At 60.7% G+C, this 25,272-nt stretch carries 18 protein-coding genes; 14 read left to right on the top strand and 4 right to left on the bottom strand.

Features of this window, described 5'->3' with window-relative positions:
* Positions 1 to 55: 55 nt before the first annotated feature.
* Positions 56 to 2,038, bottom strand: a complete 1,983-nt coding sequence (locus HQN82_RS21800; protein WP_173615916.1) for a phosphatase PAP2 family protein — start codon at positions 2,036 to 2,038, stop codon at positions 56 to 58.
* Positions 2,039 to 2,243: 205 nt separating this feature from the next.
* On the bottom strand, positions 2,244 to 3,524 hold the full coding sequence (locus HQN82_RS21795; RefSeq protein WP_173615915.1) for an ABC transporter substrate-binding protein: 1,281 nt from the start codon (positions 3,522 to 3,524) through the stop codon (positions 2,244 to 2,246).
* A gap of 195 nt (positions 3,525 to 3,719) precedes the next feature.
* On the opposite strand from HQN82_RS21795, the gene HQN82_RS21790 reads away from it, so the two are divergent.
* From HQN82_RS21790 to HQN82_RS21765, 6 genes are read left to right on the top strand one after another with little or no spacing between them, the layout of a single operon-like run.
* Positions 3,720 to 6,242, top strand: coding sequence for a hypothetical protein (locus HQN82_RS21790; RefSeq protein WP_173615914.1), 2,523 nt, complete (start codon positions 3,720 to 3,722; stop codon positions 6,240 to 6,242).
* Between the two features lie 13 nt (positions 6,243 to 6,255).
* The gene (bglB, locus tag HQN82_RS21785; protein WP_173615913.1) at positions 6,256 to 7,350 is read left to right on the top strand and encodes a beta-galactosidase BglB; all 1,095 of its coding nucleotides are present in this window, start codon (positions 6,256 to 6,258) and stop codon (positions 7,348 to 7,350) included.
* A gap of 5 nt (positions 7,351 to 7,355) precedes the next feature.
* Positions 7,356 to 8,708, top strand: a complete 1,353-nt coding sequence (gene pglB / locus HQN82_RS21780) for a polygalacturonase PglB (RefSeq protein ID WP_048902986.1) — start codon at positions 7,356 to 7,358, stop codon at positions 8,706 to 8,708.
* Positions 8,708 to 9,811 (top strand): ABC transporter ATP-binding protein, encoded by a 1,104-nt coding sequence (locus HQN82_RS21775; protein WP_022563733.1) that lies wholly within the window; start codon positions 8,708 to 8,710, stop codon positions 9,809 to 9,811. Before pglB ends, HQN82_RS21775 begins: the two co-directional genes overlap by 1 nt.
* Position 9,812: 1 nt before the next feature.
* Positions 9,813 to 10,808, top strand: coding sequence for a carbohydrate ABC transporter permease (locus HQN82_RS21770; RefSeq protein ID WP_034498130.1), 996 nt, complete (start codon positions 9,813 to 9,815; stop codon positions 10,806 to 10,808).
* A gap of 2 nt (positions 10,809 to 10,810) precedes the next feature.
* Positions 10,811 to 11,860, top strand: coding sequence for a carbohydrate ABC transporter permease (locus tag HQN82_RS21765; protein ID WP_022563731.1), 1,050 nt, complete (start codon positions 10,811 to 10,813; stop codon positions 11,858 to 11,860).
* Between the two features lie 92 nt (positions 11,861 to 11,952).
* Here HQN82_RS21765 and HQN82_RS21760 read toward each other — a convergent pair whose 3' ends face one another.
* A complete protein-coding gene (locus tag HQN82_RS21760; protein WP_173615912.1) occupies positions 11,953 to 14,652 on the bottom strand; it encodes a DNA translocase FtsK in 2,700 nt (899 codons plus the stop codon).
* A gap of 375 nt (positions 14,653 to 15,027) precedes the next feature.
* Here HQN82_RS21760 and HQN82_RS21755 point away from each other — a divergent pair, with 375 nt between their 5' ends.
* From HQN82_RS21755 to HQN82_RS21725, 7 genes are all read left to right on the top strand, one after another.
* A complete protein-coding gene (locus tag HQN82_RS21755) occupies positions 15,028 to 16,635 on the top strand; it encodes an ABC transporter substrate-binding protein (RefSeq protein WP_034498136.1) in 1,608 nt (535 codons plus the stop codon).
* Positions 16,636 to 16,644: 9 nt separating this feature from the next.
* Positions 16,645 to 17,634, top strand: a complete 990-nt coding sequence (locus HQN82_RS21750; protein ID WP_077986375.1) for an ABC transporter permease — start codon at positions 16,645 to 16,647, stop codon at positions 17,632 to 17,634.
* A complete protein-coding gene (locus HQN82_RS21745) occupies positions 17,631 to 18,461 on the top strand; it encodes an ABC transporter permease (protein ID WP_173615911.1) in 831 nt (276 codons plus the stop codon). The genes HQN82_RS21750 and HQN82_RS21745 overlap by 4 nt, the downstream gene beginning before the upstream one ends.
* Positions 18,458 to 19,258, top strand: a complete 801-nt coding sequence (locus HQN82_RS21740; protein ID WP_022563725.1) for an ABC transporter ATP-binding protein — start codon at positions 18,458 to 18,460, stop codon at positions 19,256 to 19,258. The genes HQN82_RS21745 and HQN82_RS21740 overlap by 4 nt, the downstream gene beginning before the upstream one ends.
* The gene (locus tag HQN82_RS21735) at positions 19,255 to 20,034 is read left to right on the top strand and encodes an ABC transporter ATP-binding protein (protein WP_173615910.1); all 780 of its coding nucleotides are present in this window, start codon (positions 19,255 to 19,257) and stop codon (positions 20,032 to 20,034) included. The genes HQN82_RS21740 and HQN82_RS21735 overlap by 4 nt, the downstream gene beginning before the upstream one ends.
* Positions 20,035 to 20,043: 9 nt before the next feature.
* Positions 20,044 to 21,162, top strand: coding sequence for a pyridoxal-phosphate-dependent aminotransferase family protein (locus HQN82_RS21730; protein WP_173615909.1), 1,119 nt, complete (start codon positions 20,044 to 20,046; stop codon positions 21,160 to 21,162).
* A 164-nt stretch (positions 21,163 to 21,326) separates the two neighbouring features.
* Complete coding sequence (locus HQN82_RS21725; protein ID WP_003506556.1) at positions 21,327 to 21,515, top strand: hypothetical protein; 189 nt, start codon at positions 21,327 to 21,329, stop codon at positions 21,513 to 21,515.
* A gap of 179 nt (positions 21,516 to 21,694) precedes the next feature.
* Here the strand turns inward: HQN82_RS21725 and HQN82_RS21720 are convergent, their stop codons facing one another.
* Entirely contained in the window at positions 21,695 to 23,506 is a 1,812-nt protein-coding gene (locus HQN82_RS21720; RefSeq protein ID WP_004438887.1) for an IlvD/Edd family dehydratase, read from the bottom strand.
* A gap of 525 nt (positions 23,507 to 24,031) precedes the next feature.
* Here HQN82_RS21720 and ytfQ point away from each other — a divergent pair.
* A complete protein-coding gene (gene ytfQ / locus HQN82_RS21715; protein ID WP_004438884.1) occupies positions 24,032 to 24,991 on the top strand; it encodes a galactofuranose ABC transporter, galactofuranose-binding protein YtfQ in 960 nt (319 codons plus the stop codon).
* Positions 24,992 to 25,272 lie beyond the last annotated feature (281 nt).

Genomic DNA, 25,272 nt, shown 5'->3' with positions numbered 1-25,272 from the left:
CCGAAGCCCCGGGCGCGGCGGCTTAAGCCGCGCCCGGCAGGCCTCTTGCATCGGCCTATTCGACCACCACCGACAGTGCCGAACCGGTATAGACCGGCCGCACCTTCACGTTGCCCGCATCTATCGTGGCGAATGTCCCGGTCAGGCCGTTGGCGGAGATGACGTCGAGCCGCGTGCCGGCGGCCGACGCGCCGCCTTCGAAAGCGAGCTTCAGCGTCGCGCCGTCTAGCACCACATTGCCTTTGACGCGCAGAGCAATCTTTTGCGGATCAAGCGCCAGCGTGCCGCCGGATTGCGTATAATCACCGCCGATGGCGACATCCTTGCCCGCCGCAAGCGAGAGCGTGCCGCCAGCGACCAGCACGCCACCGGTTCCAAGCGCATCGGCGGAAGACGCAACCAAGGTTCCATCCCTGACAATCGTGCCGCCGCCATAGCTATTGTTGCCGCTGAGCGTCAGCGCCCCACTGCCGGATTTGACGAGCCGCCCTGCCCCGGCAATATCATTCGTCCAGCGGTCTGCCGCATTGAAGCCACCGGCCGCAGCGTCCATCGTCACTTCGACATCGCCGTCAAAGGCACCATAACCACCGGCAGCGGCCACCAGATTAATGCGTCCCCAGCCGTTGCTGTCATCGAGCAGCGGATAACCCGCCTCGATGCCGGTGGAAAACAGCACGGCGCGACGTTGTGCGGCATTAAGATAAGGCAGGCGTGTTTCGAGCAGAACCTCGGCGCCCTTCGGCACCACCATGGGTGCATCGACCCCAGCCATGTTGCGGCTGAAGGAATAGGTCATGCGCCGGCGATAATCGGCCTGGTTTTTCGCCGCATCGGCATAGGGGTCGCTTTCCAGACCCGCGCTATGGGCGAACTGGATAAGAGACTGGCCCTGCGGCAGGCGTTTTACGAAATAGGCCTGCAGGTCGTCATGGGCTGCCTTCTTGATCTCTACGTTCTTCGGATCCTGCAAGACGGCAGCGGCGATTGCGGTTGCCGTTATGCGGCCCCCGATCACATCGACCGGGGAATGCATGCCGGCAACGATGCGGCTTTCGCCCAGTTGCGAAGCTGCCGTCAGCAACTCGGAAAATCGCTCCGGCACGGCATAAGCATAGGCAATCGCAGCAAGATAGGCGGCGTTGGTGTGGCCGCTTGGAAAGCCGCCATCCTTGCCGCGGCCGCGATTTTCGCGCGCATATTTCAGCGCCGGGACAACAATGCCGGCACTGGATTCGTAGCCTTCGAAGGTACGATCGCCGATGGTCTCGGTCCCCTTGTCGACGACCTCACCCTTATCGTTCATCCGCCACGGGCGCGGCGAGGAATAAAAGTATTTCGCGGGCGATGTCGTGGCTTCCGGTCCGCGGATCGCCTTCATCAAGGCCACGACGCTCTTTAACTCGGATTCGGCCGTTCCGGCTTCCGTACCCTTGTCCTCCTCCTTGCGGGTAATCACCTCGTTCGGATCGAAGTCTGCAAGTGTATGGTTGATCGTGGTGGTCGCACCCGACCCCTCACGATACCAATCGGCAAGCGGTCCCATGCCGTTGATCACGCTGTAGCTCTGCGAGCGCCGATCATTCATGTAGGCATTGAAAGCGGCGGCGGTCGTTCGGTTTTCCCCGGTCACAGACAGCACATAGCGCATGTTTTCCTGCCAGATCGCGGGATTAACGGCCTTCGCACGGCTAAAATCCGTCGGACCATCGCCGTTGGCGCCACCAGCGGCCCATTTCTCATCGCCAAGCGTCCAGATCCGGTTGAAGCCTGAGAGGATTTTGATGACGGGATTGTCATGGTCGTCATAGGCACGGACATCCTCGCCCTTCTCATTCTTGCCCGTCTGGTTGCGATAATTATCGGCAAGCGGCAGCGGGTAGGCCGCAGTCGGCTCCGTCACGGCGATGGCATAGCCCTGACCAGCCGGTGCCTTGCTATCGAATGCTTCGGCGCTCGAAACGAGCACCAGCAATGCAACGGAGGCAAGCAGTGCCGAGCGTGCGGAGGGAATGGACGACATCTTCAATTTGGGCATGATGAATCCTGTGATTTGACGCGTGACGAAAGGGGAGCGCGCAAAGCCTCGGCGCGCCGTCAGCTTTACGCCGGGCGTATGGCAGTTTTTTTTCGGCATGCTGATTAAGATAGATCGCATGTGAAAGAGCGGCCGGCAGATGAAGGCGCGATTTGCCCGACGCGTCGCCCCGGGCAGATCGACTTTTTATCTCGAAGCGGCGCTCTTATTTCTTGACCGCGACAGCCTCATTGATCTTGGCGATGTCATCTTCCAGAACCTTGTAGGTCTGATCGAGCGTCAACTCACCGACGATAAGCTGGCTCATGCGCTGCACGATCTGTTGATACATGGCGCTGCCACCCTTGGCGCGTTCGAAATCACGCGCGGCCTGCGGCACGTTCTTTTTGTTGTCGAGGAAGACCTGCATCGCTGCCTTGGCGTTTTCGCTCTTCAGCTTGTATTGCGGATCGGCAATCTCCGCGCCCGTCAGGATGACGTAGTTTTCAGCGATTTCCCGCTGAACCTTTTCGGAGCCGAGGAACTCGATGAAATGGGCCACATCTTCAGGGTATTTGGTGCGCTTGAAGCCAACGATCGCGGTGCCACCAGGCATCGCGTAGCATCCCGCATCGCCGCAGGGAGCATTGATCGCGGTCCATTCAAAGGTGTCGCCGATCTTGTTCTGGAACGGATTGACCATCCAGTTGCCGGCAAGATACGTCACGACGTTACCGTTGACGAACTCGTCACCCATGTTCTTGTACTGCGAGCCGCCGGCCGCACCCCACATTTCCTTGGGGAAGCTGCCGTTTTGCGTCCATGAAAAGAGGTCGGCGATGTATTTTTTTGCCGCATCGTCAGGGAAGCTGAACTTGCCGTCCTTCACATAAGTCGAGCCGTAAGAGAAGGCGCCGCCTGAGAAACGGTGGCCGGACCGGTCCATGGTGAAGGGGATCTGCACGCCCGTCGCCTTGGCGACACGGGCGGATGCCTCGACGATCTCGCTGAATTTGGCGGTCGGGCCGGGCAAGGGTTCGCCGGCCTGCTCGAACAGCGTCTTGTTGACGAAGGGCAGGTTCAGCGTCTGCGACGCCATGTAGCCATTGATCGACTTCGGATCGTTGACATTGGGCAGGCGAAGCTGGTCGAGGCTTGCACCATGCAGTTTCGCGAAGGCGTCCGCATCCCTCATGTAAGGCCGCATGTCGAGATAATAGGGCGCGAGCTGCCAGTCGGTGATCTTGGCAATATCGGGGCCCTCGCCCACCGCCAGCTGCACTGGCAGCTGCTTGGAAACGGCATCATAACCCGACGATACGAAATTGATCTTCACGCCGGGATTGGCCGTCTCGAACTCCTTGCTGAGCGCTGCCATGCGCTGCACATAACCCTGATCGTCATCGGTAAAAAGAAATGTGATCGTGCGGGTCTCGGCCTGCGCGGCCGAAAGACCGGCCACAGAGGCAAATACCAGGGCGCTGACACCCGAAAACAATTTCATCATGCTCATCCTCCCAATGAAAAGATTTTCATAAATCGAATAAAAGCTCCTCTGCTTACTTCGATTTGTGATGTTTTGCGGCTTGACAGAATAAACGTCAAGCTGTTTGTTCTGGCGAAATTGCACAAATCGACGCCGAGAGGCAAAAACAGTTTTGTGAAAATAATTTCATTACCGATCGACGGGAGGCGATCCATTATGCCGGATGGACCATTTACGGCGAACACGTCGGAGCCCACATACACCGTCACGGACGGGGAGACGGTAACCGCCTGGATCGTCTCCGATCTCGTGGAAACATCGTTTCCGGGCACGCCGGCACCGGCGGAAGATCGGGTCAACTACCGTTTCATCAACGGTTTTGTCGATGTCGGCGACCTTCCCTGCCGCAAGGCCTTCCAGCAGACCATGGTTGGCCGCCACATAGCCCCCGATACCAGCTGGCCAGTCTCCCACCTCAACCTGCCCGGCTCCAATCGCCGCGTCGAATTCACCGGCTTCTGGCATGTTCCGACCCACGTGCAGCGCTGGCTGAAGGGCACGTTTCGCAGCGAGACTGCACGGAAAGCGCAGTTCCGGCTGCGAACCTGTGGCGGCGTGCGCATCTGGGTAGGCGGCGTCGAGCAGGTCCGTTTCGAACCCTTTATCCGCAATGTCGAAAGCAGCCGTGACATCGCGCTCGATCTGGCGGCCGGCGACAACGAGGTCCTGCTTCTCTGCGAGGATCTGGCGGAGCGAGACATCATCTGGTTCTTTGAACTTGAGGTTATTGATCCCGCGCCGCTCACCGTCGTGTTGCCGGTGCCGCTCGACCGGGAAGAGACGAAGCGCCTGGCCGCGCTGGTACGTGACGTGCACCCTGCCCGCGACGTGTTTTCTGGCAGCGCCCTCGAACTCGTCTTTGGCGCAGCGCCGGCAAGCGATCTGCCGGTGCACATCGCCGTCAAAAGCCATGGCCATGAGCGCGCCGCGCTTGCGGAAGTGGATACGGTGCTGAAAGCCGGGCAATCCTCACTGACGATCCCCGAAACAATAGGCATTGCCGACGGGTATCACGGCGTCAGGATCACCCTCGGATCGGGTTCCGGCACTGTCACCCGCGTCATCGACGCCGCCTTCATGCGTGATATCGCGCCGGAAGCATCCTCTAACGACATCAATGAACGGAAGAAGGCGGCGCTTTCCTTCAGCGCCCGTTTCGGCGCCTGGCGCATCGGCCGCGCGCTTGCCATGGTCGCCACCGGCAGCGATGACATCGAGACGATCGGCGGCATCATCGATGCAACGCTGCACTCCATCGACAGGCGCGAAGACTGCTCGGATTTCATCATGATCCCGCTGCTGTGGCTGGTGCGTGCTCATGGGGCCCGGTTGCCTGCAGATATGCGGGCACGGATCGATGCTTCGATCCTTGGTTATCGTTACTGGGTGGACGAGCCGGGCAATGACGTCATGTGGTTCTGGAGTGAAAACCACGTACTTTGCTTCCACACCAGCCAGTTGCTGGCCGGCGATTATCTGCCGGACGCCACCTTCACCGCGTCCGGCCGTAGCGGGCGCCAGCAGGCCGCGCTGGCAGCTGAGCGGCTGGCGCGCTGGTTCGACAGCGTCGAGGCGCATGGGTTGGCCGAGTGGAATTCGGCCGCCTATTACCCCGTCGATTTCATCGGTCTTCTCGCCATCGAACATTGGGCGGAGCCGGAGCTTGCCGCCCGCGCGCGCCACCAGATCGATCTCATTTTCGAGATGATCGCGCTGCATACACTGGGCGGTGTCCCCTCCGGTTCGCAAGGGCGGGCTTATGACAAGGAACTGCGCGCCGGGCCGCTGACGGAACTGGCGCCCTTTGCTGAGGTCGCCTTTGGCAAAGGCTGGCTCAACAACGGCGTCGCCTCGCTACCAATGTTCTGCTGCGGAGATTACCTGCCGCCGGCGCATCTTGCCGCCCTCTCCCAGCTGGAAAACGGCCGCATGGTCGAGGCGCGCTACGCGCAGGGGCTGGAGCCCGGCAAACTCGTGCTGTTCAAGAACGAGGCCGGCCAGCTTTCCACCGTTGTCGATCACAAGACCGGCCGCAGGGGTCACCAGCAGCACGTCATGGACATCAAGCTTGCCGGCCACCCGATGGCGCGACTGTGGGTCAATCATCCCGGTGAGGACGATCCCTGGGGCAGCCAGCGTCCCTCCTATTGGGCGGGAAGCGGCATCCTGCCGCGCGTAGCGCAGCACCGCGATCTGGCGATGCTGATCTTCGATACCGAAGATCACCGCAACGACTGGACCCACGCCTATCTCGGCCGCGACGGGCTGGAGGAGGTCATGATGGAAGACAACTGGCTCATCACCCGTTCCGGCCGCGGCTTCGCGGCCCTTTACGCGACGAACGGACTTGAACCCGTCACCTCTGGTGCCACCGCCAACCGCGAGATTAGATCGCCCGGCCGCCGCGCCGGCTGGATCGGCGTTATCGGCTGCGGCGACGCGCAAGCCTTCGCCGGCTTCCGCGCGAAAATTCTCGCCACACGGGTCACCTTCGATGCCGATAGCCGGCTGCTCGCAGTCACGCCACCCGGCGGGCCGGAATTCACTCTCAGCTGGGACGGCGCCTTCACTATCGGCGGACAGGCCATGGCCTTCGACCATGACCAGCCGCAACCGAAAATCACCTTCGACAGCGCCGACCCCGCATCGGGCAGCGCTGCAAAACCCATCTACTCCTAAGCGGAATTGACAGATGAACCAGCCAAGCATGGAACAAGACACTCTCAGGACAACGATCGATAATGTCGCCGCCGCCTTCAGCCGCCTCAAAGGCATTCAGGAAGGTCTGGTCAGCGGCAGTTCCGATGGCAAGATCCAGTTCGATGAATGGGATTGGGAAGTGGGTGTCGGCCTTTATGGTTTCCTGCGCCGGGCACTCGCGGCCAACGACCAGAAGGCACTGGATGACCTCGTGACATGGTACGGCTGGCAGATCGACCGTGGCCTGCCGCCGCGCCAGATCAACAGTTCCGCGCCGATGCTGCCGCTCGTCATCCTGACAGAACATGTCGACCGGCCGGATTTCCGCGCGCTGGTGGAAGACTGGGCCGACTGGCTTGTGCATGAATTGCCCAAAACCGAAGATGGCGGCTTCCAGCATGTCGTCAAGGAACGGCTGAATGAGGGGGAGCTCTGGGACGACACGCTGTTCATGGCCTGTCTGTTTCTCGCCCGCGCGGGCGTTGTCTGCAAACGGCAGGACTGGATCGACGAGGCCGTCTACCAGTTCATGATCCATGCGCGCTATCTCTCCGACCCCGTCACCGGGCTCTGGTATCACGGCTGGACCTTCAACGGTCGCCACAATTTCGCGGACGCGTTTTGGGCACGCGGCAATTCATGGATCACCGTCGCCATTCCCGAACTCTTTGAACTGGTACCGACACTTGCTCAGAAGGACAAACGTTTCCTCGCCAATGTGCTTTCAAGCCAGGTGCGGTCGCTGAGAAAATATCAGCGTGAAGACGGCATGTTTCATACGCTGCTCGATGACCCGACCTCACCAGTCGAGACATCGGCGACGGCCGGCATCGCCTATGGCATTCTGCGCGGCATCGAGGCCGGCATTCTCGATGAAGAGAACCGTCCGCATGCGGAACGCGCGCTGAAGGCGGTGCTCGGCAATATCGATGAGGAAGGCGTCGTTCACGGCGTCTCCGACGGCACGCCAATGGGCCACGATCTCGATTTTTACCGCCGCATCCCCAACCTGCCCACGCCCTACGGGCAGGCACTGACGATGCTGCTTCTGATCGACGTTTTTCTGAAAAGGCCAAAGACATCGTGAGCATCATGAACATCAGTCAGGACATCACAGTTGCGGCCAGTGGCCTCGATGCCACGGCGACCGTCCAGCAGGCTATCGACGCCGTATCATCAGCAGGTGGCGGGCGCGTATCTCTTTCGGCCGGACGACATGTCAGCGCCGGTCTCCAGCTCAAAAGCGGCGTGGAACTGCACCTTGCAGCAGACGCGGTACTCGCCCCCGTTTCCGATTACGACGCTTATGCCCTGACCCGGGTTTCGGTGATTGCCGAAGACTCCGATCGCGGCATGATTATCGCCAAGGGCGCGCACGACATCGCCGTCACGGGTCCGGGCCGTATCGAGGCCGGCGGTGAAAACTTCATCATTGGCGATGACACGGCCATGGGAACCTATATCCCGGCGAAAAAGCGCCCGCGCGTGATGGTGCTGGAAGCCTGCCGTAATGTGCGCCTCGAAAACCTGCACGTCAGTGGCTCCCCCATGTGGACGCTGCATATGGTCAATTGCGAGGACCTTCATTTCCGCAATCTGCGCATCGAAAACGACCGCCGCCTGCCCAATACGGATGGCATCGTGCTGGATGCCTGCCGCCGCGCGCTGATCGAGGATTGCTTCATCTCGACTGCGGATGACGGCATCTGTCTCAAGACCAGTGCCGGGCCGGATGGCAAGGCAGTGGGCGTGTGCGCCAATATCGCGGTTCGCCGCTGCACCGTTTCCAGCATGAGCTGCGCGCTGAAGCTCGGCACCGAATCCTTCGGCGATTTCACTAATGTGGTGTTCGAAGACTGCAAGGTGGTGCAGTCAAATCGCGGCATGGGTCTTTTCTCCCGTGATGGCGGCGCCATGCGCAACATCCGCTTTTCACGCATCGAGGCCGAGTGCCATGAAACGCCGGGTGGTTTCTGGGGTTCTGGCGAAGCAGTGACAGTCACTGTCGTTGACCGCCGCCCCGAACGGCAGGCAGGCAGGGTGGACAATCTTGTTATCGAAGATTTGAGCGGTTCGATGGAGGGAGCGATCAACCTCGTCTCCACCTCGGCAGCCGGCATTCACAATGTCAGGCTTGCGCGCATCACGCTGGCGCAGGAGCCCGGCAAGCTCGGCACCGGCCTGCAATATGACCTGCGTCCCACCAATGCCGATATAGCGCCAAGCGCCGATGCGGCCGGCCGCGCCAATGCCTGGACGCAGGATGCTGAGGGCCGGATCGTCGGTATGGAGGATTATCCAGGCGGCATGCCCGCGATCTACCTTAAGGGCGCTCACGGTTTTTCGGCTGATGATGTCGCCATCAAAAGAGCAATGCCCTTGCCCGAGGGTTGGAACAGCCAGGAGATCGTCGCGACGGCGAGCTCGGTTGAAGGGAGCAGGTGATGGGAAGTCTGAAACTCGAAAACCTCAACAAGGCGTTCGGCGCCGTTCACGTCCTGCATGATATCGATCTCCAGATCGAAAACGGCGAATTCGTCGTTTTCGTCGGCCCGTCGGGTTGCGGAAAATCGACGCTGCTGCGCATCATCGCCGGTCTTGAGGACGTCACATCAGGCAGCATCGCCATCGGAAATCGCGATGTCAGCGCACTGTCGCCGGCAGAACGCAAGATCGCCATGGTCTTCCAGTCCTACGCGCTTTATCCGCATATGAGCGTGCGCAAGAACCTCGCCTTCGGCCTGGAAAACCTGCGCTTCAAGCGGTCGGAAATCGAAAACCGCATCAACGAGGCGGCGCGGATGCTTGCCATCGAGCCCTATCTCGACCGCAAGCCGAAACAGCTTTCCGGCGGCCAGCGCCAGCGCGTCGCCATCGGCCGCGCCATCGTGCGCGAACCTGACATCTTCCTGTTCGACGAGCCGCTGTCGAACCTCGATGCGGCACTGCGCGTGCAGACGCGCGCAGAAATCACCCGGCTGCACCGCGATATCAAGACAACGATGATCTATGTCACCCACGATCAGGTGGAAGCCATGACCATGGCCGACAAGATCGTGGTGCTGCGCGCCGGGCGCATCGAACAGGTGGGCAGCCCGCTTGAGCTTTTCGATAATCCGCGCAACCTCTTCGTTGCCGGTTTCCTCGGTTCCCCGCGCATGAACATGCTGAAGGGCACCATCATCAAGCGCGACGACGGCACCATTTCCATCGATGCCGGCTATGGCGTGTCGCTCCCCTGCCTCGTCGATCCGGCAACCGTCAGCCCCGGACAGGCGGTTCTGGCGGGCATCCGACCCTCGCATTTCACCATCGCGGATGCCGGCCTGCCCTTCGAGGTGCAATACCACGAAAGCCTCGGCACCGAGACCTATCTCTACGGCAATATCAAGGGTGAGAAGGACCAGATCATCGTGCATCAGGCCGGCCATTTCGCGCCAGCCTCCGGCGCGGTGCTGAAGGTCATGCCAGCACGGGAGAAGGTTCATGTCTTTGATCCCGCCACCGAACTGGCGCTGCCGCGCCTAACGGGCGAAGGGAGAGGGTAGCATGGCCAATCCGACCCTTGCGAGACTGTCCGACCGCGCGCTTGACGCCGTTATGGCGATTGCCGAGGTGCCGCTCAACTTCATCGAGCGGCTGATCGGCAAAAGGCGCATGCCCTATATCTTCCTGATGCCGAACCTCGTTCTTTTTGGCATCTTCACCTTCCTGCCGATTGCGATTGCCGTCGGTTATGCCTTCACCGGCGGCACCGAACTTTTGATCACCGACCGCCCCTTTGTCGGTTTGGAGAATTTCGGCAAGCTGCTGGATTGCCAGAGCTATATGGACCCGGGAAGCTGCCGGGAATCGCTGTTCTGGACGGCAATCTGGAACACGCTGTGGTTTGTCGGTTTCAATGTCATCGCCACGTTGCTGGTCGCGCTCATAACCGCCCTCATCCTCAACAGGGCGATAGCCGCGCGCGGTTTCTTCCGCGCCATGTTCTTTTATCCCGTCCTGCTGTCGCCCGTCGTCATCGGCCTCATCTGGAAATGGTTTCTGGACCGCAACGGCCTGCTCAACGCCTTCTTCCAGATGCTGGGCGTGCCGCCGGAAATCTTCCTGCTTGATGTCGGCTGGTCGCGCTTTTTCGTGGTGGTCGTTTCGGTCTGGTTCCACATGGGCTTTTATACGCTGATCCTGCTCGCCGGCCTTCAGGCCATCCCGAAGGATCTCTACGAAGCCGCCGCCATCGATGCCGCCTCGCCCCGGCGCACGCTTTTGCGCATCACCCTGCCACTTCTCGGCCCCAACCTGCTCGTCGTGCTCATCCTGTTGATGATCCGCTCGGTGCAGATATTTGATGAAGCCTGGGTTTTGACGAATGGCGGCGGGCCAGGCACGGCCAATACATTCGTGGTGCAATATATCTATCAAATGGCCTTCGGCAGCGATCTCAGGCTGTTTGGCCTTGCCTCCGCCGCGTCGGTGCTGATGGGCCTTGTGCTTCTCGCACTGACGCTCGTGCAGCTGCGCCTTGGCAAAAAGATGGAGTCCTGACCATGTCCAATGCCGTCTCTTTCCTCACGCGCACCCGCCGTCCCGGCCGGATCGGCCTCACCGATATCCTCTCCTGGGTCTGGCTCATCGGCGGCACACTCGCTGTCCTCATCCCGGTTGTCTGGGCCGCCATGTCGTCGCTGAAACCGGAGGCTGAAATCACGCGGTTTCCGCCAAGCCTCCTGCCGCGCGCTGCCGTGCAAGTGGAGGTTCAGGGCTACGACAGGCCGCTCAGCCTGTGGAAGGCCACCATCGACGGCGCAGAGCGTGAGATGGCCATGGTCCGCCGCATCGGCCTCAAAGCTCAGATGGTGGACCCAGCCAATCCGGGCCCGCCAATCAGTGTCGATACACGGGAAATAACGCCGGTTCAGAAGCTCACCATCGCGACGGAGAATTTCACCGATCCCCTGACACAGTTCAGCTTCCTGACCTTCCTCAAGAACTCGGTCTTCGTCACCGTCGTCGCAACGGTCCTGACGCTGATCGTCAACGCCATGGCAGCCTTTGCGCTCTCCAAATACCGTTTCCGTGGCGAAAAGGCGATCTTCGTGCTGATCATCTCCACTCTGATGATCCCGCTCACCGTCGTCATGGTGCCGGCCTATCTCGTCATCGTCGGTGTCGGCCTCGTCGATAATCTCTGGGGCGTCATCATTCCCACCGTCGCAACGCCGACAGGCGTCTTCCTGCTCCGGCAATATATGCTGACCATCCCCGACGAACTGATCGAGGCGGCGCGCGTGGACGCCGCCAGCGAATTCCGCATCTTCTGGCGCATCATCCTGCCGCTGACGGCCCCGGCGCTCGCGGTTCTCGCCATATTCTCGGTTTTGTGGCGCTGGAACGACTTCCTCTGGCCGCTGATCGTTCTCAGCAGCCGTGAGAATTTCACGCTGCAGGTGGGGTTGAACGCCTTTCAGGGCGAGTTCTCTGTGCAATGGCACTATATCCTCGCCATGACCTTCCTCAGCCTGGCACCCGTCACGGTCGTGTTCCTGTTCCTGCAGCGCTACATCACGACAGGCATCGCCGGAACGGGAATGAAATAGCGGCTTCGCAGACATTCGCAACGAACGCCACACAAAGAAAAAGGGAGATGTTGTTTGCAACATCTCCCTTCGTTCATTTGGTGACGCGATGATCAGTCGTCGGAGCCCATCGCATCGTAAGGGTCGCGCTCGCCGGCGATGATGGCGCGCTTGCCGACATGGTTGGCAGGTCCGACGATGCCTTCCTGCTCCATTCGCTCCACCAGCGAGGCGGCGCGGTTATAGCCCACCGAAAGGCGGCGCTGGATATAGGAGGTCGAGCACTTCTTGTCGCGCATCACGATTTTGACGGCCTTTTCATAGAGGTCATCGCTGTCGTCGTCGCCCATCGAGGTCTTGTCGAAGACAGCCGTATCCTCTTCCGCCTCTTCTTCCGCTTCCTCGGCATCTTCAGTGACCGTGCCCAGATATTCCGGACGACCCTGCGTCTTCAGATGTGCCACGACCTTTTCAACTTCCTCGTCGGACACGAAGGGGCCGTGAACGCGGGCAATGCGGCCACCGCCCATCATATGCAGCATGTCGCCCTGGCCGAGCAGATGCTCCGCCCCCTGCTCACCAAGAATGGTGCGGCTGTCGATCTTCGACGTCACCTGGAAGGAGATGCGGGTCGGGAAATTGGCCTTGATTGTGCCCGTGATGACATCGACCGAGGGACGCTGGGTTGCCATGATGAGATGGATGCCGGCGGCGCGCGCCATCTGCGCCAGACGCTGGATCGCACCTTCGATCTCCTTGCCGGCGACCATCATCAGGTCGGCCATTTCATCGACGATGACAACGATATAGGGCATCGCCGTCAGGTCCATTTCCTCCTGCTCATAGACCGCTTCGCCAGTGGCGCGATCGAAGCCTGTCTGCACATTGCAGAACACCGTCTCGCCCTTGGCACGGGCAGCAGCGGCCCTTGCATTGTAGCCATCAATATTGCGCACGCCGAGACGCGACATCTTCCGGTAGCGGTCTTCCATTTCGCGCACCGCCCACTTCAACGCCATCACCGCCTTTTTCGGATCGGTGACGACAGGCGTCAGGAGATGCGGAATACCGTCATAGACCGAGAGCTCGAGCATCTTCGGGTCGACCATGATCAGGCGGCATTCTTCCGGCTTCAGGCGGTAGAGCAGCGACAGGATCATGGTGTTGATGGCGACGGACTTGCCCGAACCGGTGGTACCAGCGACCAGAAGGTGCGGCATCTTCGCAAGTTCGGCGATAACCGGTTCGCCGCCGATGGTCTTGCCGAGGCAAAGGGCAAGCTTCTGGCGTGTCTCGGCGTAATCCTGCGCCTCGATCAGTTCGCGCAGGTAAACCGTCTCGCGCACCGGGTTCGGCAGCTCGATGCCGATGACATTGCGGCCGGGCACGACCGCAACGCGAGCCGAGAGCGCCGACATGGAGCGCGCGATATCGTCAGAGAGACCGATGACACGCGAGGACTTGACGCCAGGGGCGGGCTCGAATTCATAGAGCGTGACGACAGGACCAGGACGGACATCGATGATCTCACCCTTGATGCCGAAATCCTCCAGCACGCTTTCGAGTAGACCGGCGCTCTGTTCCAGGGCTTCCGGTGTCATGGTCGTGGTCTGCTGGACGCGGGCTTCCTGCAGGAGGTCAATCGAAGGATACTCATATTCCCCATCGGCGAAGACAGGTGCTTCACGGAACATGGGCTGAGAAGACGGGATAGGCGCTCGCGGCGTAAAACGCGGCTCGGCAACGATCCTTTCGACCGGCTGAATCTGCTCTGCAAGCTGCTGCGGCGCGACAGCCATGGCAGCTTCCGCTATCGGCTGCGACGCGAACTCCTGTTCGGGAGCCACGCCGGCGGCTGGAATGAATGCCTGCCGTACGCCAATTTCCCGATAGAGCCGGATGGCGGAGCCACCGGGTACGGTGACGACAGGTGGCTCGGTCGAAAGGACAACCGGGGCGGCTGCGGGCGAGACGGGAGCGACAGCCACTGCGGATGAAGGCGCTGTCAGAACGGTGTTTACAGGCGCCGGAGCTGCGGGCGCGGAAACGGAAAATGCGCTCCGCACCTCGGCGGTAAGAGCTTCAGCCGCATCGCCGGGCAGATCAAGCGTCATCACTTCCCAGAACAGCTCATCCGGCAGATGGGCGGCAAAGGCGGGAATGGAAGTCTGCGTCTCAGCTTCCGGCTGCGCGGCAGGTTGCGGCTCAATCGTCTGCGGCGCTGCGGGTTCCGCATCGGGCGCGGCAGACGTCGATGAAGATGGATCCCGCACGGCTGCGGCAGCCTCTTCCGCCTGTTTACGGGCAAGCTCCAGCCGCAATTTGTAAGTCAAGGCGCGAGCACCGCGGGCGTCGGGCGGCTGCGGCAGAAACGGCATGCGCGGCGGCGCCATGCGTTGCTCGGCCGGCTTCGCGGCGGGCTGGGGTGCCGGCGCATCCTGGCGAACCGCCGTCTCGGGCTCTGCGGCAGCCGGTACGGAGGCAGCGGGCGCCTCCTCGTCCGGGATATTCGGCGTCTCCACCGGCATACGCCGGTTAAAGACGCTCTCCGGCGTGCGGGTAAAGCGGACATTCGGGCCAAGCACGAAGGCATTCTGCCAGCCGGGCATCTCGGCACGGCCTTCGATGGCATCGGCTGCGATCACGTCAGCGTTCTGCCGCGGCGCTGCACCTGCAGCTGTCACGATCGTCCGCTGCCCCGCAGGCGTCTGGACACCGGCATGACGGGCGTTTTCGCTCCCCTCCCCTACGCTATTGGACGAATTCTGAAATCTGGATCGGGAGAAGCTCATGGCAGCGTGCACACTCATCATAAACGTACATATTTCGGTCTCCTTGAAATAAAAAATAAAGGTTAATTACCCCTTTCCAAACGGGGTCGTACCGACGGATTTTCAAACGCTCGACAGGTTCGCAGCGCCATCCGCTGCCTCGCAAAACACATATCAAACGCTTGGTTTCATTCGGTTATGTCGAGTTTTCCGCCGCGAATTCGCCGCTGATGGCGGACTGGAGAACCGAATTTTCCGAGACGGGGCATATTGTTTCCGCAAAGCTCTCCGCAACGTAAAATCATTGCTGTAAAGGGCGCGAATTAACGTGGACACTGCCGAGGTTGCAGCCTTAAGATCGGCGCGCCGCGGGCCAAGCGGAAAAGCCCGCCTCGCCCTCATTCCGGAGTGAAATTCATGTCGCCTGTCCAGCTTTCCCGCCGCTCGCTTCTCAAGACCTCGCTCGCGCTGGCCGCAACCACGGGATTGGCGGGAATTACCGTCGCACAGGAGAAATCCGGCGGGCGACTGATCGTCGCCGCCGATTCGGAACCGAAAAACCTCAATCCGGCCATCGTTGCCTCCAACGGCGTGTTTTACATCGCCAGCAAGATCGTCGAGCCCCTGGCCGAGGCCTCCTTCAACGGCACCGATGGGCTGGAGCCACGACTTGCGACGGAATGGCAGGGAGCCGATGACGGGCTCAGCGCCACCTTCAAGCTGCGCGAGGGTGTGACATGGCATGACGGCAAGCCATTCACCTCGGCGGACGTTGCGTTTTCGGCGCTTTCCGTCTGGAAACCGCTGCAAAATCTCGGGCGGCTGGTCTTTGCCAATCTCCAGACGGTGGAAACGCCTGATGACCACACGGCGATTTTCCGCTTTTCCAAACCCACGCCGTTCCAGCTCATCCGCAATGCGCTGCCGGTGGTTACCAGCGTCGTGCCGAAACACCTCTATGAAGGTACCGACATCGCCACAAATCCGGCCAATACCAAACCGGTGGGCACTGGGCCTTTTGTCTTTTCCGAATATAAACCTGGCGAATATTACCGCCTGACGCGGAACCCGAACTATTGGGGCAAAGGTCAGCCGCAGCTCGAGGAAATCATCTATCGCGTCCTTCCCGATCGGGCCGGCGCGGCCTCTGCGCTGGAGGCCGAAGAAATCCAGCTTGCCGCGTTTTCAGCCGTGCCGCTAGCCGATCTCGCCCGCATCGCCAAGGAGCCCGGCATAAAGGTTATTGCGGATGGCTATGAGGCACTGACCTATCAGCTGGTGGTGGAAATCAACCATCGCCGCAAGGAACTGGCGGATCTCAAGGTCAGAAAGGCGATCGCGCACGCCATCGACAGGAAATTCGTCATCGACAAGGTCTTTCTCGGTTACGCCACTGCATCGACCGGCCCCGTACCGAAGAATGCGCCGGAATTTTACACGAATGACGTTGAGACCTATGATTTCGACGTCGCCAAGGCCAACGCTCTCCTGGATGAGGCGGGTTATCCGCGTGGTGCGAATGGAACACGTTTTTCGCTGAAGCTTCTGCCCGCGCCCTACTTCAATGAGACCCGCCAGTTCGGTTCTTATCTGCGGCAGGCGCTTCAGGAAATCGGGATTGATGCAGAACTGGTGAACAATGACGCCGCGGCGCACCAGAAGGCCGTTTACACCGACCACGCCTTCGATCTCGCCATCGCGCCGCCGGTGTTCCGCGGTGATCCCGCAATATCGACCACGATTCTCGTCCGTTCCGGCATTCCGGCCGGCGTCGGCTTCTCCAATCAGGGCGGCTACGAGAACAAGACGCTGGACGAATTGATCGACAAGGCGGCGATAACAGTGGATGCCGCCGCGCGCACGGCGCTTTACAAGGACTTCCAGAAACAGGTCGCGGCCGATCTGCCGCTGATCAACGTCGCCGAGTGGGGTTTCATCACTGTGGCGCGCGATACGGTCAAACATGTCGCCAGTAATCCTCGGTGGGCGGTGTCCAACTGGGCGGATACGGCGGTGGATACCTGAGGCAACGCCGTGAGACGTGCGGCGAAATTGCTGCGGCGAAGGGCATTCACCGCCATTCCGGTGCTGCTGATCGTGCTCGTCTTCACCTTCCTGCTGCTCGAAAACGCATCGGGTGACGCGGTCGACGCCTATCTCGTTTCCATCGGCGGCGGCGATGCCGGGCTGCGCGATGCGCTGCGTGAACAATATGGTCTGAACGGCTCCGTGCTGGCCCGTTTCTGGCTCTATGCGAGTTCGGTGCTGCGGCTTGATCTCGGCTGGTCGCTTGCCTTCGACCGGCCTGTGCTGGGGCTGATCCTGGAAAGGCTGCCGAACACGCTTCTTCTGATGGGCAGTGCGACAACGCTTGCCTTCATCCTCGGCACAGCACTCGGCATCGTGGCGGGCGCGCGTCCGGACGGGGCGACAGACCGCGCGCTTTCCACACTCTCACTCGCGCTTTACGCCACGCCCGGCTTCTGGCTTGGGCTCGTGCTCGCCATCGTCTTCGCGGTGAAATTCAGATGGCTGCCTACCTCCGGCATCGAAACCATCGCTTCGGGCAAGCACGGCATGGCGAGGGCGATGGATATCGGCCGCCATCTCGTACTGCCGGTCGCCAGTCTCGGGCTGATCTATCTGGCGCTTTTCCTGCGCGTGATGCGCACCGCCATGGCGGCGATCTGGCCGCTGGATTTCGTGCTCTTTGCCCAGTCCAAGGGGCTTTCAAAACGACGGATCGTGCTGCGCCACGTCGCCCGCAACGCCGCCCTGCCGCTTGTCACCGTGCTTGGCCTGCAGGCGGCCACCATGCTGGGCGGCAGCGTGGTCATCGAAAGCGTTTTTGCCATTCCCGGTTTTGGTCGGCTGGCGCAGGAGGCCGTCACTGGCCGAGACGCCCCGTTGTTGATGGGCATCATCCTGACGAGCGCGGTTTTTGTCATCCTGGTCAACCTCTCCGTCGACATTGTCCATTCCGTGCTCGATCCGCGCATTGGCAGCGGGGAACAAGGCGCATGAGTTTCGCTTTCCGGCTCCTGCGCAGTTTCGAAGGCATGACGGGAACCGTCATACTGGTGCTGCTTTCCCTGACGGCGCTTGCCGCACCCGCCGTCTTTCCAGGTGACCCGCTGGCTATCGTTGGCGAACCGCTGATTACACCTTTTACGGATGCGGCCCTACCGCTCGGCACCGATCGGCTGGGCCGCAACGTGCTGGCCGAGGTCGCCCATGGTGCGCAGGCCTCCCTGCTCGTCGGCATAGGCGCCGCCACAGCCGCGCTGATTATCGGCACCGTCATCGGCACCATTGCCGGATTTGCCGGCGGCGTTGTGGACGAAGCATTGATGCGCGTCACCGACGCCTTCCAGATCGTCCCGAACTTCCTGCTAGCGCTCGCCTTCGTCAGTACAATCGGGCCCTCCATGCCGATTGTCATACTCGCCATTGCGCTTGGCGCATGGGCGGATCCGGCGCGGTTGATGCGGGCGCAGGTCTTGAGCATCCGCGAGCGCGACTATGTTCAGTCCGCCCGCGCCATCGGCATGCACCCGCTTGAGATCGCATTCAGGCAGATCCTGCCAAATGCCCTGCCGCCGGTCATGGCGCTTGCCGCCATCATCGTCGCCGCGGCCATTTTGACCGAAGCCGCCCTATCCTTCCTCGGGCTCGGCGATCCCAATATCGTTACCTGGGGTTCGATGATCGCAGAAGGACGCAATGTCCTTCGCTCGGCCGCGTTTCTGTCGGTCATTCCCGGCATCGGCCTTCTGGTTATGGTTCTCGGCGTTCATCTTCTCGGTGAAGGCATCAACAAGGCGATGGCGACAGGGAGGCGAGCGCCATGAGCGGAAATGCACTGTGCCGGATCGACGACCTCAGCGTTTGGTATGCGGCAAGAGATGCGCCGGCGTTGCAGAATGTCTCGCTGACGATCCGGCAAGGCCAGAGGCTGGCGATCATCGGCGAAAGCGGCTCGGGGAAATCGACGCTCGGCAAGGCGATTGCGGGGCTTCTTCCCGGACATGCGAAGGTTTCCGGTGATATTTCGTGGAGTCGCGACAGCCTGTTCCACGGCAGGCCGCTGCCAGGGCGGGATATCGGCACGATCTTTCAGGACACCGGCGCAACGCTGAATCCGGTTCTCGCCATCGGCGAACAGGTGGCGGAAGGGGCTGTCCGGCATCTAGGCCTCTCATGGCGGCAAGCGCGCGATCTTGCCCGCGATCTTCTGGAGCGGGTTCGGCTGCCGCACCCTTCCCACCTCATCCGGGCCTATCCGCACCAGCTCTCCGGCGGCCAGAGGCAACGCGTGACGATTGCCGCCGCCATTGCAGCCAGTCCTTCAATCCTGATTGCCGATGAAGCCACGAGCGCGCTCGATACGGTTAGCCAGGCCGCCATCGCCACGCTGCTCGACGATCTGGTGCGGCAGGAAAACAAGACGCTGGTCTTCATCACCCATGATATCGGCCTTGCATCCAGCCTTGCCGACGAGATTGCCGTTCTGCGCGCGGGATTGCTGGTGGAACATGGCCCGACGAGGCGGGTGCTGTCCGCACCCGTCCATGACTATACGCGTGCGCTGCTTGCCGATTACCTCGATCTGTCCACGCCGCCGCTGGTCAGCGAGGCCGCGTCATGAACGATGCCCTGCTCACCGTCGACGGCTTGTCCAAGACCTACCGCACCGGCGCAAGAAGGGTGGCGGCGCTTTCCGACATCTCTTTTTCGCTTCGGCCCGGTGAGACGCTGGGACTTGCCGGTCCCTCCGGCTGCGGAAAATCCACGCTTGCGCGCATTCTCATGCGATTGATCCCGGCCGACGAAGGCACGATCCTTTTCAGGGGCCACAATTGGCTGACACTGGACGGCGGCAAGCTTCGCGCCGCCCGCCAGCACATGCAGATGGTGTTTCAAGACACTCATGGCGCTTTCAATCCACGCGCCAGCGTCGAAGATGCCATCGGCGAACCGTTGCGCATTCATCGCACGGTCGCAAGACGCGAGCGTGCGGCGGAAGTCCGCCGCCTTCTCGACCGCGTTGGCCTGCCCGCCAGCTATGCCGGCCGCTCGGTCTTCGAGCTTTCCGGCGGCCAAAGGCAGCGCGTCTCGATCGCACGGGCGATTGGGCTCAAGCCGTCGCTTCTCATCCTGGACGAAGCCGTCTCCGCGCTCGATGTTTCGGTTCGCCGGCAAATCCTTGAACTGCTGGTGGAAATACAGCGAGAGACGGCTGTTTCCTGTATTTTCGTCTCCCATGATCTCGCGGTCATTCGCGCCGTCTGCCACCGCGTCGCCATCATGGAAGCAGGAAGGATCGTTGAAATCGGCCCGACAGGAAATATCGTCTCGGCGCCGCAATCCTCGACCGCCAGAACCCTGATCGACGCCGCACCGCGCCTGACCATCACCACGTAAGGAAAAGACATGCCCGCTCCGGATTATGCATTGCTGCTCGACCCACCCGCTTTTCCTGCCGAGCGTTATGCTGCCCTTGCCGACCGGCTGGCCGCGCTGATGAGCACAAGCAACGACGTGCTGCTGATACAGGCGGAAGCCGTGCTGGCGCTCGAAGCCGCAGCCACCAGCCTTGCGCGACCGGGCCTGAAAGCGCTCAACATTGTCACCAGCCCTTATGGTACGTGGTTTGGCGGCTGGCTGGAAAAGGGCGGCGCGACCGTGCGCAATCTGACCGCCAGCCCGGCAAGGCCGGTCACCCTGGAGGAAGTGGAACGGGCGCTGGACGAAGGGCCGGATTTCGACCTTCTCGCCATCGTCCACGCGGAATCGGCAAGCGGCATCCTCAACCCGCTGCCCGCCATCGCCGCGCTCGCCCGGGAACGGAGCATCGTGAACCTTGTGGATGCCGTCGCGTCCATTGGCGGACATGCTTTCGACGTCGACCGTTTAGGTATCGATATCGCCGTCATCGGCCCGCAAAAGGCGCTGGCCGGCCCGGCCGGCATTTCCGCCATTTCCGTCAGCGAAAGGGCCTGGGCGCTTCTTTCGCATGACGGCGCTCCTGACAACTCCATGCTCTCGCTTATGGACCAGAAAAAACTCTGGCTCGATGCCGGTCGCGGCGCACTGCCCGGAACGCCCGCCCCGCTGGAGTTTTACGCGCTGGAGGCCGCCCTCGACAGGATCGAGTCAGAAGGGCTGGCATCCGCCAATCTACGCCACAAAACGGCAGCGACGGCCACCCGAAACGGCCTCAGGGCGCTTGGCATTCCAACCTGGGTGGAAGAGGCGCACGCTTCCGCCCTCGTCTCCACGGCGATCCTGCCTGATACCCTCGAAGCCAGGGCATTCTTCGCGGCTGTGTCCCAGAAGCAAGGCGCGGACATTTCCGGTGGCGTCGGCCCCGGCGCGGAACGGTTGATCAGGCTTAATCACACCGGTCGGAGAGCGCATCGGGATGCCGTGAAAGCCAATATCCTGGCCTTCTCCGGCGCCCTGAAAAGCCTCGGCCACGCTGCAAATACCGATTTCGCGCTGGAAGCCGCAGAAAAAACCTATTTAGACGCACCTGCGGATGGCGTTTAACGGTGTCGAAGAACATTCATTGCGCAAAATCCGCTCGCGATGGAACGCCGCTCACGACATTGTTGTTAAAAATGGTAGACAAATTCCTCCGCCAATCTTGACGAAATCATGGCAACGCGCGAAACTTAACGCTACGTTAACTCGCGTGAAGAAGGGAAACGGCCATGGTAGCAGGGTTCAACATGCTCTCCTTTGACCTCTTTGGCATCGGCCGAAGGATGCCCGTCGTCAATGAGCGGGTGGAGACCGAGTTTCAGGACAAAACACCGCGCAGACCCGACGACGAATCGCATGATGACGATCGCGATCAGGAATATGAACTGTTTTTCTGGTCGCTTTACCCGGTGATCTGAGCGTCTGCCGCACGCTCCAAGCCATCGACACATTGACCCTCCGTGGCCTCATGATGGGGGGCGCGGGGCGCATGATAGCGTTGGTCGGTCCATAGACCTCAATATTTCTAGTTTACCGTTAAAAGAAACGAAAGCGGCCCCGAGGTTGTCCTCGGGGCCGCATAGTCTTGTGATGGCTGTTAGTGGTTGTCGCGCGGCAGGCCCTTGGTCTGGGCGATGCGCTGATACTTCACGGCAGGTTCCAGGACCGCGCCGGTTTCCATCTGGCTGACGATGCCGCGCTGGATTTCCTGCCATGGCGTCTGGTGGTCAGGGAACTTGTAACCGCCCTGAGCCGTCAGCGCTTCATAACGCTTGGCAAGCTCTTCTCCTGAAATCAGGATATCCGCCTTGCCGCGGCCCACATCGATGCGGACGCGGTCGCCTGTCTGCAGAACGGCAAGGCCGCCACCTGCTGCTGCTTCAGGGGAAGCATTGAGGATGGACGGGCTGCCCGAAGTGCCTGACTGACGGCCATCGCCGATGCAGGGCAGCGAGTTGACGCCTTCCTTCAGCAGATAATCCGGAGCGCGCATGTTCACGACTTCTGCCGCGCCGGGATAACCGATCGGGCCGGCACCGCGCATGAACAGGATGGTGTTGGCGTCGATCTTCAGCGACGGATCATCGATGCGGTGATGATAGTCTTCCGGACCGTCGAACACCACGGCACGTCCTTCAAAAGCTTCGGGATCGTTCGGGTTGGAAAGGTAACGGTTGCGGAACTCTTCCGAAATCACACTCGTCTTCATGATGGCGGAGGAGAACAGGTTACCGCGCAGAACGCGGAAGCCGGCGCGCTCCTTGAGCGGCTGTTCATAGGGGCGAATGACCTTTTCGTCCTCGATGATCGCGCCACGGCAGTTTTCGCCGATTGTCTTGCCGTTGACCGTCATGGCATCTTCCATGATCAGCCCCTGGGTCATCAGCTGGTTGACGACAGCAGGAACGCCACCGGCATGGTAATAATCCTCGCCGAGATACTCACCGGCCGGCTGCAGGTTAACGAGCAACGGTACGTCTTCACCATAGGTCTGCCAGTCATCCACTGTCAGCTCGACGCCAACGTGACGTGCAAGGCCGTTCAGGTGGATCGGTGCGTTGGTGGAGCCGCCAATCGCCGAGTTGACGCGGATGGCGTTGATGAACGCATCCTTTGTCATGATGTCCGATGGCTTCAGGTCTTCCTTGACCATTTCGACGATGCGCAGACCGGTGAGGTAGGAGACTTCCTGGCGGTCGCGATAAGGCGCCGGGATGGCGGCGGAGCCGGGAAGCTGCATGCCCAGCGCTTCGGCAAGCGAGTTCATGGTCGTCGCCGTGCCCATGGTGTTGCAATAGCCGGTCGACGGAGCCGAGGAAGCGACAAGCTTGACGAAGCCCTGATAATCGATCTCACCCTTCGCCAGCAGTTCGCGCGCCTTCCAGACGATGGTGCCGGAGCCGGTGCGCTCACCGCGGAACCAGCCGTTCAGCATCGGGCCAACGGAAAGGGCGATGGCCGGAATGTTGACGGTGGCCGCCGCCATGAGACAGGCGGGCGTGGTCTTGTCGCAGCCGATGGTCAGAACGACGCCGTCGAGCGGATAGCCATAAAGCACTTCCACGAGGCCGAGATAGGCGAGGTTGCGATCGAGACCTGCGGTCGGCCGCTTGCCGGTTTCCTGGATCGGGTGAACCGGAAATTCGATGGCGATGCCGCCAGCTTCACGGATACCTTCGCGCAGGCGGTTTGCCAGTTCCAGATGGTGACGGTTGCAAGGAGAAAGGTCCGAACCGGTCTGTGCGATGCCGATGATCGGGCGGTCGGACTGAAGCTCGGCCTGGCTGAGACCGAAGTTCATGTAACGCTCGAGATAAAGCGCGGTCATATCCGCATTTGCGGGGTTGTCGAACCAGGCGCGCGAGCGAAGCTTGCCTTGTGTTGCAGGCAGTTTGTCGGATGTAGTCATGATGCAGGTCTCCAGCCGGAAGTGGCCAACGGTAAAATATTACGAAATGCGACAAGCTTATGTTGTGCGCAAGGAAAATGGAATCAGCTTTCGGAGAACACGCATAACCGACAGAGCAGCGCCAGACGAGTGACCTCAAGCCGTTCTTCGGATTTAGCCGAATATTTTTCGGTATTTATGGTGATACCGGTGTCGCGCAACGGCCTCTCCCTCCCATGCCTTGCGGGAATGCGGCTAGCTCTTCGGCTCCCCGCTCCGCCTTTTATAAAGTCCCTTTATTTGTATTACTATTAGAGATAGTCGTCTTCTGTCAAGTCGCCTCCGAGGCCACGTCGAGCCGGTTCTGCAAGCGGAAGAACGAGGCTTTCTTTCGGTCAACCCATTGATTCATCGTATTTTATGGCGAAAATTCACCGCAGCTCACGGAGGCCAAATTGCAGAAAGGCTAAAAAATCGCTTTTCAAGAGTATTACTATATGCTCATAGTGATTATGTCACGCTGACATCATCTCTGGGAGGATTAAGATGAGAAAAGCTCTCGCGACAGTTACTGTCGCCGTTTCGCTGTGCCTTGCATCAAGTGTTTCCGCCAAATCGCTTACCGTCGGCTTCTCGCAGATCGGTTCGGAATCCGGCTGGCGCGCGGCTGAAACCACCGTTACCAAACAGCAGGCCGAGAAGCGCGGCGTCACGCTTAAGTTCGCCGACGCACAGCAGAAGCAGGAAAACCAGATCAAGGCCGTTCGCGGCTTCATCGCGCAGGGCGTCGACGCGATCCTTATCGCGCCGGTCGTCGCAACTGGATGGGATGCGGTGCTAAAGGAAGCCAAGGAAGAAAAAATTCCTGTCATCCTGCTTGATCGCCAGATCGAGGCTCCCGATGATCTTTACCTGACCGCAGTTACCTCGGACCAGGTCCACGAAGGCAAGGTTGCCGGTGACTGGCTGGTGAAGGACGTCGGTTCCAAGGATTGCAAGGTGGTGGAATTGCAGGGGACGACCGGCTCCTCGCCCGCCATCAACCGCAAGAAGGGCTTCGAGCAAGCCATTGCTTCGCACGCCAATATCAAGATCGTCCGCTCGCAGACGGGCGACTTTACCCGCACCAAGGGTAAGGAAGTGATGGAAAGCTTCATCAAGGCCGAAGGCGGCGGCAAGGACATCTGTGCCGTCTATGCCCACAATGACGACATGGCCGTTGGCGCGATCCAGGCGATCAAGGAAGCCGGTCTCAAGCCCGGAACCGACATCAAGGTCGTGTCGATCGACGCCGTGCCTGACATCTTCAAGGCCATGGCAGCCGGCGAAGCCAACGCCACCGTGGAACTGACGCCCGACATGGCGGGCCCGGCCTTCGACGCGCTCGAAGCCTATCTGAAAGACAAGAAGGCTCCGGCAAAGTGGATTCAGACCGAATCCAAGCTCTACACGGCATCTGACGACCCGATGAAGGTCTACGAAGCCAAGAAGGGCCTGGGTTACTAAGCCAGTCTTTGCGGAGACGGCGCGTGGATTGCGCCGTCTCTTTCTGTTGAGGAGAGCGAAACCTCTCCGATCCAGTCTGCAGAATGATCTCGTATGGAGCGGGCGCATGCCACTTGTTTCTTCTCCCCGTCCGGGGAGAAGTCCGCGGCAGCGGGATGAGGGGGCAAGCCTAGAGATATCAGGAGAGCTTGCCCCTCATCCGACGCTTCGGCCCACCTTTTCCCCGGCGGGGAGAAGAAATACGCCGCTCCCTGCCGATTGCTCTACCAAAACCCATTGGA

This window comes from Agrobacterium pusense (assembly GCF_013285525.1).
Taxonomy (GTDB): domain Bacteria; phylum Pseudomonadota; class Alphaproteobacteria; order Rhizobiales; family Rhizobiaceae; genus Agrobacterium; species Agrobacterium pusense.
This window is presented reverse-complemented; position numbering and strand designations above follow the sequence as displayed.

Excerpts from the sequence above, each read along its gene's own strand:
- HQN82_RS21730 (WP_173615909.1), top strand. The coding sequence starts at position 20,044 with ATGCCCGCTCCGGATTATGCATTGCTGCTCGACCCACCCGCTTTTCCT.
- bglB (WP_173615913.1), top strand. The coding sequence starts at position 6,256 with ATGAACCAGCCAAGCATGGAACAAGACACTCTCAGGACAACGATCGAT.
- HQN82_RS21770 (WP_034498130.1), top strand. The coding sequence starts at position 9,813 with ATGGCCAATCCGACCCTTGCGAGACTGTCCGACCGCGCGCTTGACGCC.
- ytfQ (WP_004438884.1), top strand. The coding sequence starts at position 24,032 with ATGAGAAAAGCTCTCGCGACAGTTACTGTCGCCGTTTCGCTGTGCCTT.
- HQN82_RS21745 (WP_173615911.1), top strand. The coding sequence starts at position 17,631 with ATGAGTTTCGCTTTCCGGCTCCTGCGCAGTTTCGAAGGCATGACGGGA.
- HQN82_RS21760 (WP_173615912.1), bottom strand. The coding sequence starts at position 14,652 with ATGATGAGTGTGCACGCTGCCATGAGCTTCTCCCGATCCAGATTTCAG.
- HQN82_RS21720 (WP_004438887.1), bottom strand. The coding sequence starts at position 23,506 with ATGACTACATCCGACAAACTGCCTGCAACACAAGGCAAGCTTCGCTCG.
- HQN82_RS21735 (WP_173615910.1), top strand. The coding sequence starts at position 19,255 with ATGAACGATGCCCTGCTCACCGTCGACGGCTTGTCCAAGACCTACCGC.
- HQN82_RS21790 (WP_173615914.1), top strand. The coding sequence starts at position 3,720 with ATGCCGGATGGACCATTTACGGCGAACACGTCGGAGCCCACATACACC.
- HQN82_RS21800 (WP_173615916.1), bottom strand. The coding sequence starts at position 2,038 with ATGCCCAAATTGAAGATGTCGTCCATTCCCTCCGCACGCTCGGCACTG.
- HQN82_RS21740 (WP_022563725.1), top strand. The coding sequence starts at position 18,458 with ATGAGCGGAAATGCACTGTGCCGGATCGACGACCTCAGCGTTTGGTAT.
- HQN82_RS21725 (WP_003506556.1), top strand. The coding sequence starts at position 21,327 with ATGGTAGCAGGGTTCAACATGCTCTCCTTTGACCTCTTTGGCATCGGC.
- pglB (WP_048902986.1), top strand. The coding sequence starts at position 7,356 with ATGAACATCAGTCAGGACATCACAGTTGCGGCCAGTGGCCTCGATGCC.
- HQN82_RS21775 (WP_022563733.1), top strand. The coding sequence starts at position 8,708 with ATGGGAAGTCTGAAACTCGAAAACCTCAACAAGGCGTTCGGCGCCGTT.
- HQN82_RS21795 (WP_173615915.1), bottom strand. The coding sequence starts at position 3,524 with ATGATGAAATTGTTTTCGGGTGTCAGCGCCCTGGTATTTGCCTCTGTG.
- HQN82_RS21765 (WP_022563731.1), top strand. The coding sequence starts at position 10,811 with ATGTCCAATGCCGTCTCTTTCCTCACGCGCACCCGCCGTCCCGGCCGG.
- HQN82_RS21755 (WP_034498136.1), top strand. The coding sequence starts at position 15,028 with ATGTCGCCTGTCCAGCTTTCCCGCCGCTCGCTTCTCAAGACCTCGCTC.